16 protein-coding genes and 1 tRNA gene are annotated in these 16,937 nt (G+C 62.0%); 11 read left to right on the forward strand and 6 right to left on the reverse strand.

The features are described 5' to 3' along the window. The first annotated feature begins 6 nt into the window (after positions 1 to 6). Positions 7 to 1,656 carry a choline dehydrogenase gene (gene betA / locus GHK62_RS27825; protein WP_153442172.1) on the forward strand — a complete coding sequence of 550 codons (1,650 nt, stop codon included), beginning with the start codon at positions 7 to 9 and terminating at the stop codon, positions 1,654 to 1,656. Between the two features lie 64 nt (positions 1,657 to 1,720). Here betA and GHK62_RS27830 read toward each other — a convergent pair whose 3' ends face one another. Both GHK62_RS27830 and GHK62_RS27835 read right to left on the reverse strand, forming a co-directional pair. After that, complete coding sequence (locus GHK62_RS27830; protein ID WP_153442260.1) at positions 1,721 to 2,197, reverse strand: DUF6644 family protein; 477 nt, start codon at positions 2,195 to 2,197, stop codon at positions 1,721 to 1,723. Between the two features lie 8 nt (positions 2,198 to 2,205). Beyond that, a complete protein-coding gene (locus GHK62_RS27835; protein WP_153442173.1) occupies positions 2,206 to 2,592 on the reverse strand; it encodes a DUF6152 family protein in 387 nt (128 codons plus the stop codon). Between the two features lie 288 nt (positions 2,593 to 2,880). On the opposite strand from GHK62_RS27835, the gene GHK62_RS27840 reads away from it, so the two are divergent. The 4 genes from GHK62_RS27840 (at position 2,881) to GHK62_RS27855 (ending at position 6,485) form a co-directional block, all read left to right on the forward strand. Next, a complete protein-coding gene (locus GHK62_RS27840) occupies positions 2,881 to 3,636 on the forward strand; it encodes a phosphoadenylyl-sulfate reductase (RefSeq protein WP_153442174.1) in 756 nt (251 codons plus the stop codon). Between the two features lie 46 nt (positions 3,637 to 3,682). Next, positions 3,683 to 4,636 carry a sulfate adenylyltransferase subunit CysD gene (cysD, locus tag GHK62_RS27845; RefSeq protein WP_153442175.1) on the forward strand — a complete coding sequence of 318 codons (954 nt, stop codon included), beginning with the start codon at positions 3,683 to 3,685 and terminating at the stop codon, positions 4,634 to 4,636. Then, entirely contained in the window at positions 4,636 to 6,138 is a 1,503-nt protein-coding gene (cysN, locus tag GHK62_RS27850; RefSeq protein WP_153442176.1) for a sulfate adenylyltransferase subunit CysN, read from the forward strand. The genes cysD and cysN overlap by 1 nt, the downstream gene beginning before the upstream one ends. A gap of 155 nt (positions 6,139 to 6,293) precedes the next feature. Next, complete coding sequence (locus tag GHK62_RS27855; protein WP_153442177.1) at positions 6,294 to 6,485, forward strand: hypothetical protein; 192 nt, start codon at positions 6,294 to 6,296, stop codon at positions 6,483 to 6,485. A gap of 19 nt (positions 6,486 to 6,504) precedes the next feature. Here the strand turns inward: GHK62_RS27855 and GHK62_RS33775 are convergent, their stop codons facing one another. From GHK62_RS33775 to GHK62_RS27865, 3 genes are all read right to left on the reverse strand, one after another. Further along, positions 6,505 to 6,648 (reverse strand): hypothetical protein, encoded by a 144-nt coding sequence (locus GHK62_RS33775; RefSeq protein WP_167528382.1) that lies wholly within the window; start codon positions 6,646 to 6,648, stop codon positions 6,505 to 6,507. Between the two features lie 407 nt (positions 6,649 to 7,055). Continuing rightward, on the reverse strand, positions 7,056 to 7,337 hold the full coding sequence (locus GHK62_RS27860; protein WP_153442178.1) for a hypothetical protein: 282 nt from the start codon (positions 7,335 to 7,337) through the stop codon (positions 7,056 to 7,058). A 260-nt stretch (positions 7,338 to 7,597) separates the two neighbouring features. Continuing rightward, a tRNA-Pro gene (locus tag GHK62_RS27865) sits at positions 7,598 to 7,674 on the reverse strand. Between the two features lie 291 nt (positions 7,675 to 7,965). Here GHK62_RS27865 and GHK62_RS27870 point away from each other — a divergent pair. Then, positions 7,966 to 8,379 (forward strand): hypothetical protein, encoded by a 414-nt coding sequence (locus GHK62_RS27870; protein ID WP_153442179.1) that lies wholly within the window; start codon positions 7,966 to 7,968, stop codon positions 8,377 to 8,379. Between the two features lie 157 nt (positions 8,380 to 8,536). Beyond that, on the forward strand, positions 8,537 to 10,138 hold the full coding sequence (gene ggt / locus GHK62_RS27875; RefSeq protein WP_153442180.1) for a gamma-glutamyltransferase: 1,602 nt from the start codon (positions 8,537 to 8,539) through the stop codon (positions 10,136 to 10,138). A 1,085-nt stretch (positions 10,139 to 11,223) separates the two neighbouring features. On the opposite strand, the gene GHK62_RS27880 is transcribed toward ggt, so the two are convergent. Continuing rightward, positions 11,224 to 13,008, reverse strand: coding sequence for a coiled-coil domain-containing protein (locus GHK62_RS27880; RefSeq protein WP_153442181.1), 1,785 nt, complete (start codon positions 13,006 to 13,008; stop codon positions 11,224 to 11,226). A gap of 773 nt (positions 13,009 to 13,781) precedes the next feature. On the opposite strand from GHK62_RS27880, the gene GHK62_RS34610 reads away from it, so the two are divergent. From GHK62_RS34610 to GHK62_RS34620, 4 genes are all read left to right on the forward strand, one after another. Further along, a complete protein-coding gene (locus GHK62_RS34610) occupies positions 13,782 to 14,909 on the forward strand; it encodes a DUF6538 domain-containing protein (protein WP_234887082.1) in 1,128 nt (375 codons plus the stop codon). A 73-nt stretch (positions 14,910 to 14,982) separates the two neighbouring features. Then, positions 14,983 to 15,567, forward strand: a complete 585-nt coding sequence (locus GHK62_RS34615; RefSeq protein ID WP_234887083.1) for a site-specific integrase — start codon at positions 14,983 to 14,985, stop codon at positions 15,565 to 15,567. A gap of 395 nt (positions 15,568 to 15,962) precedes the next feature. Beyond that, a complete protein-coding gene (locus tag GHK62_RS27890) occupies positions 15,963 to 16,457 on the forward strand; it encodes a phage portal protein (RefSeq protein WP_234887084.1) in 495 nt (164 codons plus the stop codon). Further along, a complete protein-coding gene (locus GHK62_RS34620) occupies positions 16,454 to 16,693 on the forward strand; it encodes a hypothetical protein (protein ID WP_234887085.1) in 240 nt (79 codons plus the stop codon). The genes GHK62_RS27890 and GHK62_RS34620 overlap by 4 nt, the downstream gene beginning before the upstream one ends. The last annotated feature ends 244 nt before the right edge of the window (positions 16,694 to 16,937 follow it).

Genomic DNA, 16,937 nt, shown 5'->3' on the forward strand with positions numbered 1-16,937 from the left:
ACGCTTATGCAGGCAGATTTTGTCATCATCGGTTCCGGTTCGGCGGGCTCGGCGCTTGCCTATCGCCTGTCGGAGGACGGCAAGCATTCCGTCATCGTGCTGGAGTTCGGCGGCTCGGACGTCGGCCCGTTCATCCAGATGCCGGCAGCACTCGCCTGGCCGATGAGCATGAACCGCTACAATTGGGGCTATCTTTCCGAACCCGAGCCGAACCTCAACAACCGGCGCATCACCGCGCCGCGCGGCAAGGTGATCGGCGGTTCCTCCTCGATCAACGGCATGGTCTATGTGCGCGGCCACGCGGAGGACTTCAATCGCTGGGAGGAACTGGGCGCCCAGGGCTGGGCCTATGCGGACGTGCTGCCCTATTTCAAGCGGATGGAACATTCGCATGGCGGCGAAGACGGCTGGCGCGGCACACAGGGGCCGCTGCATATCCAGCGCGGCAGCGTTAGGAACCCGCTCTTTCACGCCTTCATCCAGGCAGGACAGCAGGCGGGCTTCGAACTCACCGACGACTATAACGGCTCCAAGCAGGAAGGCTTCGGCCTGATGGAGCAGACGACCTGGCAAGGCCGGCGCTGGTCGGCAGCCTCCGCCTATCTCAAGCCGGCGCTGAAGCGTCCGAATGTCGAACTGATCCGCTGCCTCGCCCACAAGGTCGTCATCGAAAACGGCCGCGCGACCGGTGTCGAGATCGAGCGCAATGGCCGGACCGAGGTGGTGAAGGCCAATCGCGAGGTGATCGTGTCGGCCTCGTCCTTCAACTCGCCGAAGTTGTTGATGCTCTCCGGCATCGGCCCGGCGGCGCATCTGAAGGAGATGGGGATCGAGGTGAAGGCCGACCGGCCGGGCGTCGGCCAGAACCTCCAGGATCACATGGAGTTCTACTTCCAGCAGGTAAGCACCAAGCCGGTCTCGCTTTACTCCTGGCTGCCGTGGTTCTGGCAAGGCGTCGCCGGCGCGCAATGGCTGCTCTTCAAGAGAGGCCTCGGCGTTTCCAACCAGTTCGAGGCCTGCGCCTTCCTGCGTTCGGCGCCGGGCGTCAAACAGCCTGACATCCAGTACCATTTCCTGCCGGTGGCGATCAGCTACGACGGCAAGGCGGCGGCCAACACGCACGGCTTCCAGGTGCATGTCGGCTATAACCTGTCGAAGTCGCGCGGCAGCGTCACCCTTCGCTCGTCCGACCCGAAGTCCGATCCGGTGATCCGCTTCAATTATATGAGCCACCCGGAGGATTGGGAGAAATTCCGCCACTGCGTGCGGCTGACGCGCGAGATCTTCGGCCAGAAGGCCTTCGACCAGTATCGCGGACCGGAAATCCAGCCGGGCGACAAGGTCCAGACGGACGACGAGATCGATGCCTTCCTGCGCGAACATCTCGAAAGCGCCTATCACCCCTGCGGCACCTGCAAGATGGGCGCCAAGGACGACCCGATGGCGGTAGTCGATCCGGAAACACGGGTGATCGGCGTCGATGGCTTGCGCGTGGCCGACTCCTCGATCTTCCCGCATGTCACCTATGGCAACCTCAACGGCCCCTCGATCATGACCGGCGAGAAGGCGGCCGACCACATCCTCGGCAGGCAGCCCCTCGCCCGCTCCAACCAGGAGCCCTGGATCAATCCACGCTGGGCGTTAAGCGACCGGTAAGACAAAGAGTTGAGGCGCGCGCCTTGGGGACAAGCCCCCTCCCCACCCCCTCCCCACGAGTAACCTACTCCGAAAGGAAACCGATCCAGCGGCCAGCAAGAACCGCTCCTGTCCAGACCGCCATGGAAATGAGCGCCGAAAGGCGGACTCTCCAGGAGAGCGGTCCGCCTTTGACGACGGCGCGCCATTGCGGCGTCAGATGCAGCAAAACCGCGTTGACGATGCCCAGTACGAGCAGCGTGATCTTTGTCAGGAAGGCAGCGTTGCCTGCATATTCAAGCGGGCGGACGCTGAAAAGGCAGAAGCCCGTGACGATGGCGAGGATCACGCCGGTTGCAGCGGCGCGCGAAAGGTACGGCCCGATCGTCGCGACCGGCACCTTGCCGAAGAACCCGATGAGGCGCAGATCGAGCGGCAGGATCGCGCCGACGACTATTCCGATCGACAGGATATGGGCGGCGTTCACGAAGAGGTAGAGGAGCGCGGAACGCCGTATCGCCACCGCGAAAGGCAGGGTGCCGATCCACTCCACCGCCTCCATGCCGCTCGTCAATTCGTCTGTATCCGGTCGGGATAGATGTCGTAGACTTTTCCGGCCACCGTGATTCGAACGGCTTTCATCCGCTTTTCATTATGGTCGAGCGAACGGTTTCCGAGGGCCACCACCGGATCGCCGACTTTCGCCACGCCCTCGACAAAGCCCGACCGCTCTGTCTGGCGGGGGTTTGCGAGCTCGACCCGCCAGAGGCCGTCATTCTCCGTCGCGACGTCCAGCGTCGGATGCGGCGGAGCGATGGAGATTTCCTGGATCGTCCCGGAAAGCTCGATCTGATCGGCCTCCGCCCAGGACCAGCCGTGGTGCGCGTACGCTCCCGTCACAAGCAAGAGCCCCAGAGCTCCCCCCACGAGCATGCGAGCAGGTAAGGACCTGGCCATCACTTGTCTCCTTTCAATGGATCGCGAGATCAGCCTGAACCTGGAGCAGGCGCAATGAAAGGACAGAGCATTCAACTATTCTTGAATGGCGAGCATGGGCCGGTGCTCTCGGGTGCAACGTGCCACGCGCCCTTCCCGCAAGATTAATCTACTAAATTACTAGGTTTTCTTAGAACTTTAGGGATCAGAGAGATATTTGCTCTGATCCTTGAGCAATAGAAATCCGTTTTTCTGTCATTTGTCACGAACGGCTGCGATATTCCGTGCAAATTGCAACGGGATGTAGCCATGACCACGCAAACCCTCGAAGCCGAAGCGGCAGCCCTCAGCGAAGCGCTCGAAGGCCTCGATCTTGCCGGACGCCTGGCGCTTATCGCAGGCCTTGAAGGCAGGGCCGTGTTCACGACCTCGCTTGGTATCGAGGACCAGGTCATTACGGCCGCGATCGGCACCAACCGCCTCGACATCGATGTCGCGACGCTAAAGACCGGCCGCCTCTTCACGGAGACTGTCGCGCTTATCGACGAGACCGAGGAAACCTATGGAATCCTCATCAAGCGCTTCCACCCCGAAAAAGCCGACATCGACGCCTTTGTGGCGCAGTACGGCATGAACGGTTTCTACGAAAGCGTGGAGGCCAGGCATGCCTGTTGCGGCGTGCGCAAGCTGAAGCCGCTTGCGCGTGCGCTCGAGGGGGCAAGCTACTGGATCACCGGCCTTCGCCGCGGGCAGTCGGGTAATCGTGCGGCGACTCCGTTTGCGGAAGCCGACATCGAGCGCGGGCTCATCAAGATCAATCCGCTCGCGGACTGGGATATCGAGACGATCCGTGCCCATGTCGCGGCCCATGCCATTCCAGTCAACCCGCTTCACAGCCGCGGCTACCCGTCGATCGGATGCGAGCCTTGCACCCGGGCGATAAAGCCCGGCGAGCCGGAGCGCGCCGGACGCTGGTGGTGGGAGAACGATGAGAAGCGTGAATGCGGCTTGCACGTGCCGGAAGCGGCCTCCTCCATCATCCCCAACGCCAGCAACGCTGCCTAGGGCGGCCGGCGCATCAAGAGACAAGTATCCTCCCCCGGAGTTCGAAATGCCCCATAACCATCCGGAAACGGAACTGCATAATCCGCAGAGCACGAAACCGCCGCTCGATCCGCATCTGAAGGCGCTCGAAAACGAAGCGATCCACATTTTCCGTGAGGTCGCCGCCGAATTCGAGCGCCCCGTGATGCTCTATTCGATCGGCAAGGATTCGTCCGTGCTCTTGCACTTGGCGCGTAAGGCCTTCTATCCCGGCCGCGTGCCCTTCCCGCTGCTTCATGTCGACACCGGCTGGAAGTTCCGGGAGATGATCGCGTTTCGCGACGAGATCGTCGAGAAATACGATCTCGATCTGGTCGTCCACACCAACCCGCGCGGCGCGGCAGAAAATGTGACCCCCTTCTCGCACGGCTCGGCGCTCTATACCGACATCATGAAGACCGAAGCCCTGCGCCAGGCGCTCGATGCCGGCCAGTACGATGCCGCATTCGGCGGGGCACGCCGCGACGAGGAAGCAAGCCGCGCCAAAGAGCGGATCTATTCGTTCCGCACCCCCGATCACCGCTGGGATCCGCGCAACCAGCGCCCCGAGCTATGGAACATCTATAACGGCATGATCCGCAAGGGCGAGAGCGTGCGCGCCTTCCCGCTCTCCAACTGGACCGAGGTCGACATCTGGCGCTACATCCAGGCCGAAGAGATCCCGATCGTCCCGCTCTACTTTGCCAAGAAGCGTCCGATCGTCGAACGCGACGGCATGATGATCCTTGCCGAAGATCCGCGCCTCGAACTTCTTCCAGGCGAAGTGAAGCGCGAGGAGGTGATCCGCTTCCGCACGCTCGGCTGCTTCCCGCTGACGGGAGCAATCCGCTCCGGCGCGACGACACTCGACGACATCATTTCCGAACTTGAAACCGCGACCGTCTCCGAACGGCAGGGACGCGCCATCGACCGGGACCAGTCCGGCTCGATGGAAAAGAAAAAACGCGAGGGATATTTCTGATGACCGCACCCGCAATCGCGAACGCCGCCCTGGACGACGCAACCGAAGCCGTGGCCCTTCCGGCGCAGGAACCGGTGCGCGCCACGCGCGATTCCCGCCCGCTTCGCCTCATCACCTGCGGCAGCGTCGACGACGGCAAATCGACGCTGATCGGCCGGTTGCTGTGGGACACCAAGGCGGTCAAGGAAGACCAGGCCGCAACCCTGCAGCGCGACTCCAACGGCAAGCAGAACGATCTCGGGCTGCCCGATTTCGCGCTGCTTCTGGACGGCCTGCAGGCCGAGCGCGAACAGGGCATTACCATCGATGTCGCCTATCGCTACTTCTCGACCGACAAGCGCTCCTTCATCGTCGCCGACACGCCCGGTCACGAGCAATACACCCGTAACATGGCGACCGGCGCTTCGACCGCCGATCTCGCCGTGCTGCTTGTCGATGCGCGCGTCGGCCTTCTGGAGCAGACCCGCCGCCACGCAACGATCGCGACGCTGATGGGCATCCGCCAGTTCGTTCTCGCCGTCAACAAGATCGACCTCACCAACTACGACCGCGCCCGCTTCGAGCAGATTTCGCACGAGTTCAAGGAACTCGCCCTGTCGCTCGGCGTGCGGCAGGTCACGGCGATCCCGGTTTCGGCGCTCAAGGGCGAGAACGTCGTCTATGACGGCCGTGCCTCGATGCCCTGGTACGATGGCCCGACGCTGATCGAGGTTCTGGAGCTCGCAACGACGCGCTCTGCGCAGACCGTCGGCTTCCGCCTGCCCGTGCAGCGCGTCTCGCGCCCGGGCGAGAGCTTCCGCGGCTATCAGGGCACGGTTGCCGGCGGCTCGGTAAAGCCCGGCGACTCCGTCGTGATCCTGCCATCGGGCATGGTTGCCAATGTCACCAAGATCGTCACCTTCGATCTCGTGCGCAATGCCGCCGTTGCTGGCGACGCGATCACGCTGGTGCTTGACCGCCAGGTGGACGTCTCGCGCGGTGACATGATCGCAGCAATCGACAGCCAACCGATGACCGGGCTTGCTTTTGATGCCCAGCTCGTTGCGCTTCAGCCGGAGGGTATCCAGCCCGGCAAGCGCTATTGGCTGAAATCCGGCAGCCGCCGTCAGCGCGTGCAGGTTCAGCCCGCAAGCCAGCTCGACCTCAAGACCGGCAAGTGGAACCATGCGGACGAACTGCCGATGAACGCCATCGGCAAGGTTCATCTCGTCTTCGACGAGCAGGCGATTTTCGACGCTTACGAACAGAACCGCACCACCGGTGCCTTCATCCTGATCGATCCGGATACCAACAACACGGTTGCCGGCGGCATGATCACCGCCAAGCGCGCCGCGCTCGGCGGCATCCATGCGGAAGAAAGCCGGGTGATCCTGTCGCTGCCGGCGGACCTCGCCGATCAACTGATGGCAACGGAACTCTTCGCGGGCCGGCGCGAGGACGTGGACGTCCGTCGCGTCACTGCCGGCAAGGCGGCCGAAATCATCGACACGATCGACGGCTGACCGACAACTTATCGAATGCGAAAAAAGGGGCCGCTTGGCCCCTTTTTTCGCTCCCGGTCCATTCGGTTACCAGCGGTCGCCTTGCTTCTTTTCCTCTCTTCCAAACCGTCTCCACTGCCCTAGCTTTTCGCCCAGCATCGCAGGGAGGCGCAGCTATGCTTGGCAGCAACACGAAGGAAACGCCCGACGGCGGCTTCGAAGGCCGCACGATGACGATCGAAGCATTTGCGCGGAAATACCGCCTCGATGAGGAAGAGGCGCATCGGCTGGAAGAAGAATTCGGGTCCTCTGCAGCCGAACTCGTTCTGCTCAAGGCTGCACGACGCAACGGGCTTCCCGAGGAGTGAGGAGCCCATCGCGGATCGGTCAAGCCCTCCGCTCGATCGGCGCAAATTGCATCGTTAGCGGCGGCGGGTCGCCGTTGCGCCAAAGCTGATAGCCGACGACGCTGCCTATAATGGCGGACCAGATAACGATTTCGCGCAGTGTGAAAATTGGTTCCTTCAACATCACGACCTCACGGCAATGCGTTTGTTGAAGGGATAGTGGCGCTGAACGTTCACCGTGAATAGATAACATTTGGTTTACGGTCTATTTCCGAGTGAACAACAAAAGCGCTCGCGTCGGCTACTGCATGATCCCCAGGAAACGGCTCCGTCTCCTCGCCACCCCTGAGAAGTTAGGGTTTTAAACCCAACCGCCTATTCGTAAGTTGCCGCGTCGATCATGACGATCGATAGGACTGTTTCACCGTTTCCGGACGCCGTGGGACAGTCCGCCGAACGGCGAACACGAGCCGTCATGCTACAGCGCAACGAAGCGCTGTAGCACTTTGAATTGCCGCATGTTTTGTCCTTAACTCGGATACGATTTAAGGAAACATCCGGTAACACCCGACCGCCATCGCCCGTCACCAGTCAAGGGACGCGGACCTTCACGTTGGCGTGCTGGTTCGCGGCAGCCGTGGCGGTGGCCGGCGTCTGGGTTTCCTCCCCTGTAAAGGGGCTTCCTTGACCGGGCGCCAAGGTACCGCTGTGGCCGGCCTTGTTCGTCGTAAATGCCTGGGTGTTGGACGACGCCGTGCTGCCTGGCCGCAATCCGTTTTGCTGCGCCTGGAAGAGATGATCGTCCGCTTGTGCAACAACTCCGGAAAGGATCAGCAAGACGGTCGCCGTGGGAATTGAGATGTGCATCTTCATGACAAGATCTCCATCGTTCAATGCCCCCAGCATTCGACACGGCGGTAGGCACCAATATTCCGCGACGTGCCTTCACGGCTTTGTGAAGCCGCTCGTTCAATGGTCGACGAGGGTGCAAGCAAGCGGCAAATAACTGATGGGAGGCTTGGTGAAGATCTGAGCGAAGACTTTCTGTTTGGCGCCACGGCAATGGTGGGACGCGAAGCAAAAAGCCGGGCTCCGAAGAGCCGGCGACCGATCCGCTAAGGTATTGATTCGGCTGGTCGGAGTGGCGTGATTCGAACACGCGACCCCCACGTCCCGAACGTGGTGCGCTACCAGACTGCGCTACACTCCGTGACCAGCGGCGCCTCTATAGAACAGCATTTTCGATTTCACAAGCGCCCAACGCAAAAAAGAATGCCGCCTGAGGCAAAAATTTCGGGCAGTGGAAAACCGACGGCCCGCCTCGCGCCGCGCCGGAATAGGGCGTTTCTGCAACGCTTCATATTTTCCTGAAAGCCGGCGGTCAGGGCGGATTTTCTTTCTCATGCTTTGGCGCTAGAGGCTCAGCGGAAAGCTAGGAAATCCGGGGGATACGGGCTTCCGCGCCGTAAAATTTCAGAACGAGACTCAAAGGGACAAAAACATGAACTTCCGCATGATGACGGTCGCCGGCCTTGCGCTGGCTCTTGCCGGCTGCACGACGACTTCAGGGGTGGCAAGAAACGCGGTCGAGACGCAATGGCTGGGCAAGCCCGCCGGCACCTTCTTCGCACAGTTCGGTCCGCCGATTGCCGACGTCGAAACCGGCGATGATACCGTCTACAGCTGGAAGGGCGGCTACAAGACCCGCAAGATCCCGGCCGAGTACGAAAAGACCGCCGACGGCAAACGTGGCAAGCGCATTTCCGCCGCACGCACGGAATACTTGAGCTGCTCCGTACAGCTCACCGTCTCGTCCGACTACGTCATCCGCGCCGTCCGCCTCGTGGGCGACCGCAAGCGCGCCAACGGCCCGAGTTGGTGCGAGGAGTTCCTCGGCGGCGCCAAGGCGGAGTGAGGTTCACTTCCGCGACGACGCGACCACCCGTCGGCAAAGGCTGGCGGGTTTTTGCGCCCCACGACCCCGGTCATCGCTACGGCTGAGCCTTTTCATCCAACCGGCATGGGCATAGGCTCCGAGTCCCGTGTTTTCCTCGAGACCCTCGGAGCTTGCCATGCGTGACCTGCACCTGCCCGGCCGTTCCGTCGTCATGGGCCGGCACGGCGCCGCCGCCACCTCGCACTTTCTTTCCACGCTCACCGCCATCGATATCCTGCGCCGCGGCGGCAACGCCGCCGACGCCGCGATTGCCGCCTGCGCCGTGCAGTGCGTGGTCGAGCCAGGCTCGACCGGCATAGGCGGCGACAATTTCGTGCTCTACGCCCCTGCCAGTAGCGATCCGGCGGGCAAGGTCTATGGCCTGAATGGGTCCGGCCGCGCGCCCAGAGGCCTTACAGCCGAGTATCTTTTGAAGCAGGGAATAAAAGAGATCGCGCTGACCTCGGTGCATGCCGTCACCGTCCCCGGCGCGGTCGACGCCTGGAGCAAGCTGAACCGGAGTTTTGGGTCGATGCCGCTCGCCGAGCTGCTGCAGCCCGCCATCCGCCATGCAGAGGAAGGCTTTGTGCTGACCGAGCGCGTCGCCACCGATTGGCGCCGCAACGAAGGCAAGCTGAAGGCGGACGCCAACAGTGCGCGCATGTGGTTGAAGGACGGCAGCCGCGCCCCGAGGGCCGGCGAGGTCTTTCGGCAACCGGAGCATGCGAAAGTCCTCCGCGAGGTCGCTGCAAAGGGGCGCGACGGCTTTTACACCGGCTGGGTCGCCGAGGACATCGTGGCCCACCTGCGCGGGCTGGGCGGTCTGCATGCGCTCGAGGACTTCGCCACGCAAGAGGCCTTCTGGGTCGAGCCGATTTCGACGACCTACCGCGGCATCGAACTCCTGGAGATCCCGCCGAGCAGTGTGGGCATCACCACATTGCTGATGCTCAACATCCTGAGCGGCTTCGACCTCAGCAAATATGATCCGGTCGGCGCCGAGCGTTTCCATATCGAAGCCGAGGCCACGAGGCTGGCATTCGAGGCGCGGGACAGATATGTCGCCGACCCCGCCTTCGCCGACGTGCCCGTCCAAAAGCTGCTCTCGGCGGGCTTCGCCGACGAGCTTCGCGGCCGCATCGACCTGAAAAAGGCCATGCCGGTGGCAGGTCCAACCGGCGCCACCACGCATCGCGATACGGTCTATATCAGCGTGGTCGACGAAAAGGGCAATGCCTGCTCGTTCGTCAACTCGCTGTTCTGGTCCTATGGCACCGGCCTCAGCAGCCCGAAGACCGGCGTGCTCCTGCAGAACCGCGGCATCGGTTTCAGCGTCGATCCCGCGCATCCCAATTGCGTGGCGCCCTGGAAGCGCCCGCTGCACACCATCATCCCGGCGATTGCCATGAAGGACGGCCGGCCATGGCTCTCATTCGGCGTGATGGGCGGCGGCTTCCAGCCGGTCGGCCAAAGCCACGTGCTGACCAATATTCTCGACTTCGGCATGGATGTTCAGGAGGCCATCGACTGCGCCCGTGGCTTCCACCAGATGGGCCGCTTCGAGGCCGAGCGCGGCATCCGCGAGGATGTACTCTACGGCCTTGCGGCACTGGGCCACGAGATCAAGATAGCCGAAATGCCCCATGGCGGGGCGCAGGCGATTATGATCGATGCGGCAAACGGCGTGCTGCAGGCCGGATCGGACCCGCGCAAGGACGGTTGCGCGCTGGCTTATTGAAGCGTTCCTAAATAGGGTGCCTCAAGGAGGATGACCTCGGGTCAGACGGAGTTTGACGTTCCACCACCCGCTTACCACCGGCTGCAGTCACAGGCATCGAGTGGCCTAAATCACCGAGAGGACCCTGCCGGCCGCATCGAGACGACACGTGATTCGCGCCTGACGGGTCTGAATGCCACCCTGCCGTGCGTAGACTATACGCACCACGAGCGGGGCCATAAGGGCGCCGCGGCGATCCCGCTGCAGAGGACCGGCGCTTCTCGCGCCAACACGCACGGCACCAAGGGGCGATGCAGCAGACGCGATCGCCTGGCTGCAGACGTCAATCACGGCGCTGGGCATGGCCGGAATCGCCCCAGTTCGAACCGGGTCCAGTGAGGGGTTGCCCGGGTTGCCCGGGTAGCCCGGTTCGCCTCGCTCGCCTCCGGTCCGCCCCCCTCTGAACGGCCACAGGATGCGTGGCAGGGCGGAGAGCAGTCCTGCACCGCTTGCGGGAGGCCCACCGGTGATCGGGCTGGGAGTGGCGGTCGCCGGGCTGGCAGTGCCACTGACGTTTCCATTGATGCTCCCAGTGACGCTCCCCCCAGTGACACTGGTACCCCCACCGACACTTCCCCGCGGGCCAGAGACCGCGGTCGGGCCACCTGAAGCCATCCCCGGAACGGTCCCCGCTCCTACACCGCTCGACGGCACGGCACCCGAACCTACCGAACCACCTGAAGGCGCCGCAGGAGTACCTGCTTTTCCACTTTGCGATGACCGGCCTTTCAAACCAGCACCCGCCGATTTGCCGCGGCCCTTACCGCCACCTTTGCCACTGACGCCAACGGTCGATCGCCCATTCTTGGCTACCGAGACTCCGGCCGTTGCTCCGCCTACCTGGCCGACGCTCGTGCTAATACCCACCGAAGCGCCATTCTTGCCGACGCTGACACTGACTCCGGTACCACCAACCCTAATGCCGGCGCCAAGGGCCGAGGCAGGGCCGATCGCAACTGTAATCAACAATGTGACCGCTAGATTCGCGTGCATTGCCGTGTTCCTCATCTCCAGGCAAACGAGCCTTCGATTGCCCTCCACCTCCGTTACCAAAGCCCACTCACTGGCAAATGCTCGGGCAGCAGCGCGTCGGGGAGCGCGATCGTCGCCGGTCGAACGGCTCGCGTTGGGTTGCGGACCTGCACCCTGCGAATCTTCTTAGACCCCTGATCACGGGCGGATCGGGCAGCCGTCGGTTGGACAGCCTTTGCACGTTCATTTGCGCGATTGCCGAGGCGCGCCTTCGATAGAGGCTCGTTATCCGCCACGCGGCGCTCGCTTCGGGCTTTGAGGTCGTCATTTTTCTGACGCCTCGCCAGATCACGGCTGTTGGCGCGCTCGCGCTGCTCCAGCGCCGTGCGCTGCGCCGCCAAGACCCGGGTCAACTCTTCCTTTGCCGTGTCGCGCTCCCGGCGCGCAGCGTCGAGGTCACGCGCGAGCGATTTTCCCTTCTCGGACTCCAGTGCGAGCGCCTCGCCTGCCCGCGCTGCCGCTACCTCGGCGAGCTTTCGAGCCTCCATCGCGGCCGCCTGCTCACCCGCGGCGAGATCGGCGCGCGCCTTGAGGGCTGCTACCGATTGGCGGGCAGCTGCGAGATCGCGTTCGAAGGCTGCACGCTTCTGCCGCTCCTCATCAAGCGTCCGTTTCGCATCAGCCAGTTCCCGGCGAGCGGCGTCGAGGTCGCGCGCAAGCGATCTTCCCTTTTCGGACTCCAATGAGAGTGCCTCGCCTGCTCGGCTTGCAGCCCCCTCGGCGAGCTTTCGAGCCTTTACCGCTGCCACCTGCTCAGCTTCGGCGAGATTGGCGCGCGCCTCCAGCGCTGCTACCGATTGGCGGACAGCCGCTAGATCGCGCTCGTAGGCGGCAAGCTTCTGCCGCTCTTCATCGAGGGCTTGTCTTGCCTCAGCCCGCTCCCGCAGAGCGGCGTCGAGGTCGCGCGCAAGCGATCGCCCCTTCTCGGACTCCGATGAGAGCACCTCGCCTGCCCGGCTGGCCGTCGTCTCGGCGAGCTTCCTGGCATCTACCGCGGCCGCCTGCTCAGCCGCGGCGAGGCTGGCGCGCGCCTCCAGCGCTGCTACCGATTGGCGGGCAGCCGCGAGCTCGCGTTCGTAGGCTCCGAGCTTGTTTCGCTCCTCATCAAGGGCACGTTTCGCATCCGCCAGGGCCACCTCCCCGGCTTGCTGCGCTCTCAGCGCGGCTGCCTTCGATCGGATCGTGTCAGCGGCCTTGGCCCTCAGATCTTCCATCTCGCGCCGCACAGCCGTCAGATCACGAGCAAGCCCTTCGGCTCTTTCGCGCTGCTGTTCCAGGGCTCGTTCCTTTTCAGCCACTGTATCGGCAACATTGCGCGCTTGCGCGGCGTCGTCGCCTGCGCGCCGCATCGCATCGAGATCCCGCCTGGCGGCCGCCAGATCCCGGCGGAGAATTTCCTCACGCGCACCATTGGCCGCTTGGGCACCATCCTTGATTGCGGCGATGTCTTTGCGGGCCACGAGGAGCTTTTGTTCCAGCGCGGCGCTCCTGGCGCGTTCATGCGCGGCTTTCTCGTTGGCCTTGGCCACTGCGTCCGTGGCTTGCCTTGCCTGTACCATCGTATTCGCCGCCTGATCGAGTTCAACGCTCATTGCTTTCAGGTCAGCCAAGGCAGCACTGAGTTCCTTCGTTAACGTGGCGCCCAGTTCGCGCTCAGTCTGTGTTTCCCGGCGAGACGCTTCGAGTTCCCTGCGAGTGGCAGCCAAGTCGTGACGCAGAGTTTCGACCGTCGACCGTTCTCGCTTCAGAGCGGACAACAGCTCCGCCACCGACGGCTTCGCCACAGGCAATTGTGCCACGGGCGGGCGCCTTCCGGCATCGGCGGGCGATGGCTGGCCCACTGGCGCCGGCATTGGTCGTTGGGCGATCATGACCTCGCCTTCTCGCCTGCCGCTTCCGGGATACGATGCCGGATCGCTTACTGCCGGAGATCCGAGCAGCAGAGCAAGGCAGAGGGGAGTGAAGAAGAGGACGATCCTGACGGACCTGTGCCGCACGCGACGCCACGGGACTCCCGCGGTTCGACGGTCCTTGGAGGGGAATGCTGGGCTGCCGTAGGTCGGCTCGGATAGCTTGATATCCATGACTGATCCTCCGGCTAGGCGCGACTTGAAAAGTCATGGGCGCACAGCACTGGTGATCCTCAAGGGTGTTCAGTCTAGCACAGCCAGTTCGTAGCGATGCGGGTCCAATAGGATTAGGCATCCGCCGAATGGCTTAATCCGTCGGCATTACTTGGACATCTTGAGCCGACGTCGTAGTCGAGAGTCCGCAAGCGCTGAGCGCAATGGTTGAGGGATTGCCAACGGAGGACCAGTGATCCGCGAGCCGCGAATGAGGGGCGGCGAAACCGTAAGCCATGTGTCCGGTATGGACCCTTTGGAACTGGCTGGGGCGCCTGGAACAAAATCCAGCTTTCTCTAAGCGCTTGAACGAAATTAGACAATTGAAATTGTTGACTGATTCTGGGCGAACTTGTAACACATGGCTGTAACACACGGACCTTCCACATGGGGCAGTCATGGCACGATGGAGCCACCTTCTTCGACGCGGCGCAAGCTACTACGCACGGATGCGCGTGCCGCTCGAACTTGTCGAAATGGTCGGCAAGAAAGAGTTGGTCAAGGCGCTTGGCACAAAGGATGAAACCGTTGCCAAGCGGCTCTTGGGTTCCGTCGTGCGCCAGTGGGAGCAGCATTTTGACGACCTTCGCGCCCGCCGCGCCCTAACTGCCGACGACAAGGCCGACGCCGTATGGCAGCACTACAACGCGAGCCTGCAGCGTGACGAACAGACACGCCGCGCCATGCCGACGCCGTCCGACATAGAGGCCGAAGAACGAAAGGTTTGGTCGAAAATCGATGCCGGCGAGATAAGCTCGCGCGATTTCGTAGGCATGATCAACGCGAACACCGAACTTGAGCTACTTCGGAGCAAGCGAGCGCACGATGCAAACCTTCGGAAGCAGCGGCTTAATGCCCTGAAGCGCCATCTGATCACCGGAGAAACGTTTCTCATTGAAGACGCGGCGAAGGATTACATCGAAACGAACCGGCTCTTGATCGAAGTCGGTTCCGATGACTATCGCGACCTTTGCCTTCGCATGATGCGCTCCGACATTGAACACTTGGAGCGGACATTCGAGCGCGATCAGGGCAACTATAGCGGCGCTCCCAAAGACCCCATTGTCAAGCCGGCGACCGGCACCGCCCGCGAAAGTGCCGCCCCGGGCGAGACGATCATGGAGCTATTCGAGGTTTACGCTGGCGAGAATCCTAAGAGCATTTCCGCCGATACGCTCAATCAGGCGCGCCGCGACGTGGGGACGTTTGTTGACCACGTCGGCAACACCTGCCCTGCCCACCGTATCGATAAGAAGGCCGTTCGCGAGTGGAAGGCGCTGTTGATGAAATACCCCGTCAAGGCGACCGAAACGAAGGCCTTCGAAGGCATGAAGATTGCACAGATCGTCAAGCACAATGAGAAGGTCGGCAAGCCAGTTCTAACGCCGCGCACGGTCAACCGTTACCTGTCCAGCCTTGGCGCGTTCTGTAGTTGGCTTGTGGCGCACGGCTATATCGAGCCAAACCCGACCGATGGGATGTCGTTGGCGAAGGACAAGAAGAAGAAGGTTTTCCCTTTCACGACCGACCAAATGAACCCTGTTCAACTCGCCGCTGTTCACCGGATGCCAGAGTGACGAAGCACCCCGCTTCTGGAACAAGCCCGGCGACGTGCTTGTTCGTGATCATCGCTATTGGGTTCCGCTTGTCATGCTCTATTCCGGCGCTCGCCCGGCAGAGATTGCGCAGCTTGCGATTTCGGACGTCCGGCAGGATCACGGACATTGGATCATGGATATTACCGAAACAAGCGATGATGACGACGACGAAAGCGTGAAGAGCGTGAAGACTGAAGGTTCGCGGCGCGTTGTGCCGGTTCACAAGGAACTAGTGAAGCTCGGTTTCCTCGACTACCACGCCGAAATGAAAAAGGCGGGACAGTCCCGCCTCTTCCCGCTCGCCGAACGAAACTCACGCGGACAGATGATCGCGGACTACAGCCGGGAGTTTGGCCGTTACCTCACCCGGATCGGGCTAAAAAAAGGGCGCGGCGTGTCCCTCTATTCCTTCCGCCATGGTGCATTCGACGCCCTTCGACGCGCCGGCTATATGGATGAGCAATTCAATTTCATCTTCGGCCATGTCAGTGGAAACAAGGTGACGCGCGGCTATGGCGTCCTGGCACAAGGAATGATTGAGCATCGCGTGGAACTGATCAATGCCATTGCCTACCCCGATCTAAAGCTTGATCACCTTCAGGACGAATCACGGAATGCACAGGTCGCGGAAGGTTAAATGCGGCGTCCCCGTATTCCACAGTTAATCCACACAACATGGGGCGCTCAAACTTCCGTCACAAACCACCCCTTGACGGTCTAAGCCGATTCACGGTTACTGGATGTGCTGAACGCGATGGGAGACAGTGACCGGCGCGGCAACGCCTTAAAGTCACTGTCTCGCACCTAGTGCCTGTTCGGCTGGTGCCCCCTGTGTAAGAGCAAGGGCAACTTGAGGACCGCCATCGGGTTCTCATTTCAAGAGCCTATCCAAAATCGCGATCTTGCCAAGAGCAAACCCGCTCGTTCTACAAATTTGTTAGCTCATGTTATGTTATTTCATAACATTTTTCTTGCGCGCCGAATCCGGCCATGAGACACTATTGTCAAGTTTTGCGTAAGAGGACGTGATAATTGAATCTTTCCCTCGTAAATCGAGTGAAGAAGGCCTTCAGTTCATTTTCAGAACAGAAGGCCTTTTCCCTCACTGATCCGGCAGCGTTCGAACTGTTTGGCGTTCGTCCGACTTACTCAGGCGTGAGCATTAGCGGCCAATCGGCGCTCTATGTTCCGGCTGTTCTTCAAGCTGTGCGCTTGATTTCGGAAACGATTGGCTCGCTTCCTTGCAAGCTCTATCGGGAAGCCAAAGATGGCAAGGAAGCGGCCAAGGATCATTCCGCCTATCGGATCGTTCACAAGCGGGCGAACGAATGGACCGGTGCTGGCGAGCTTCGCATGGCGCTGACCGTTGACGCGCTCAAGCACGGCAACGGCTTCGCTCGCGTCATCCCCTATGATGACGGGCGACCCTATGCGCTGGACCGGCTGGACCCTTCAACGGTTACGATCCTCAAGGACAAGCTGACCGGCGCACCCGTCTACCGGGTAGCGTTGACAGCTTGCGCTTGAAGCAGGAACAGGCGCAGGAATCCGCCCGGTTCTTCGGTCAGAGCATGACCGACGCCCTGACCGGCATTCTGTCCGGCACCATGACCGCCGAAGAAGCCCTCCAGCAGTTGCTTCAATCTTTGGTGAAGGTGACGCTTCAGGCGGCGCTCATGGGTGACGGGCCGCTTGCGGACATGTTCGGCATGGGCGGCGGCAAGGAAGGCGGCGTTGGTTTCGGCGGGCTGTTCGGCGCGTAGCTTGGCGGTTTGTTCGGTTTTGCCGGCGGCGGCTATACCGGCGACGGTGGCAAGTATCAGCCGAAGGGCGTCGTGCACGGCGGCGAATACGTCTTCAGCAAGGAAGCCACCCGCCGCGCCGGAGTTGGAAACCTCGACGCTCTGCACGCCTCACTGAAGGATACGCCAGCGGCGGACATGTCGGCGCACCGCCGACGATCAGCCGCCCGAACCTTGCCGCCGCAAACCAGAACACCGCGCCGGC

Source organism: Sinorhizobium terangae (assembly GCF_009601505.1).
GTDB lineage: Bacteria > Pseudomonadota > Alphaproteobacteria > Rhizobiales > Rhizobiaceae > Sinorhizobium > Sinorhizobium terangae.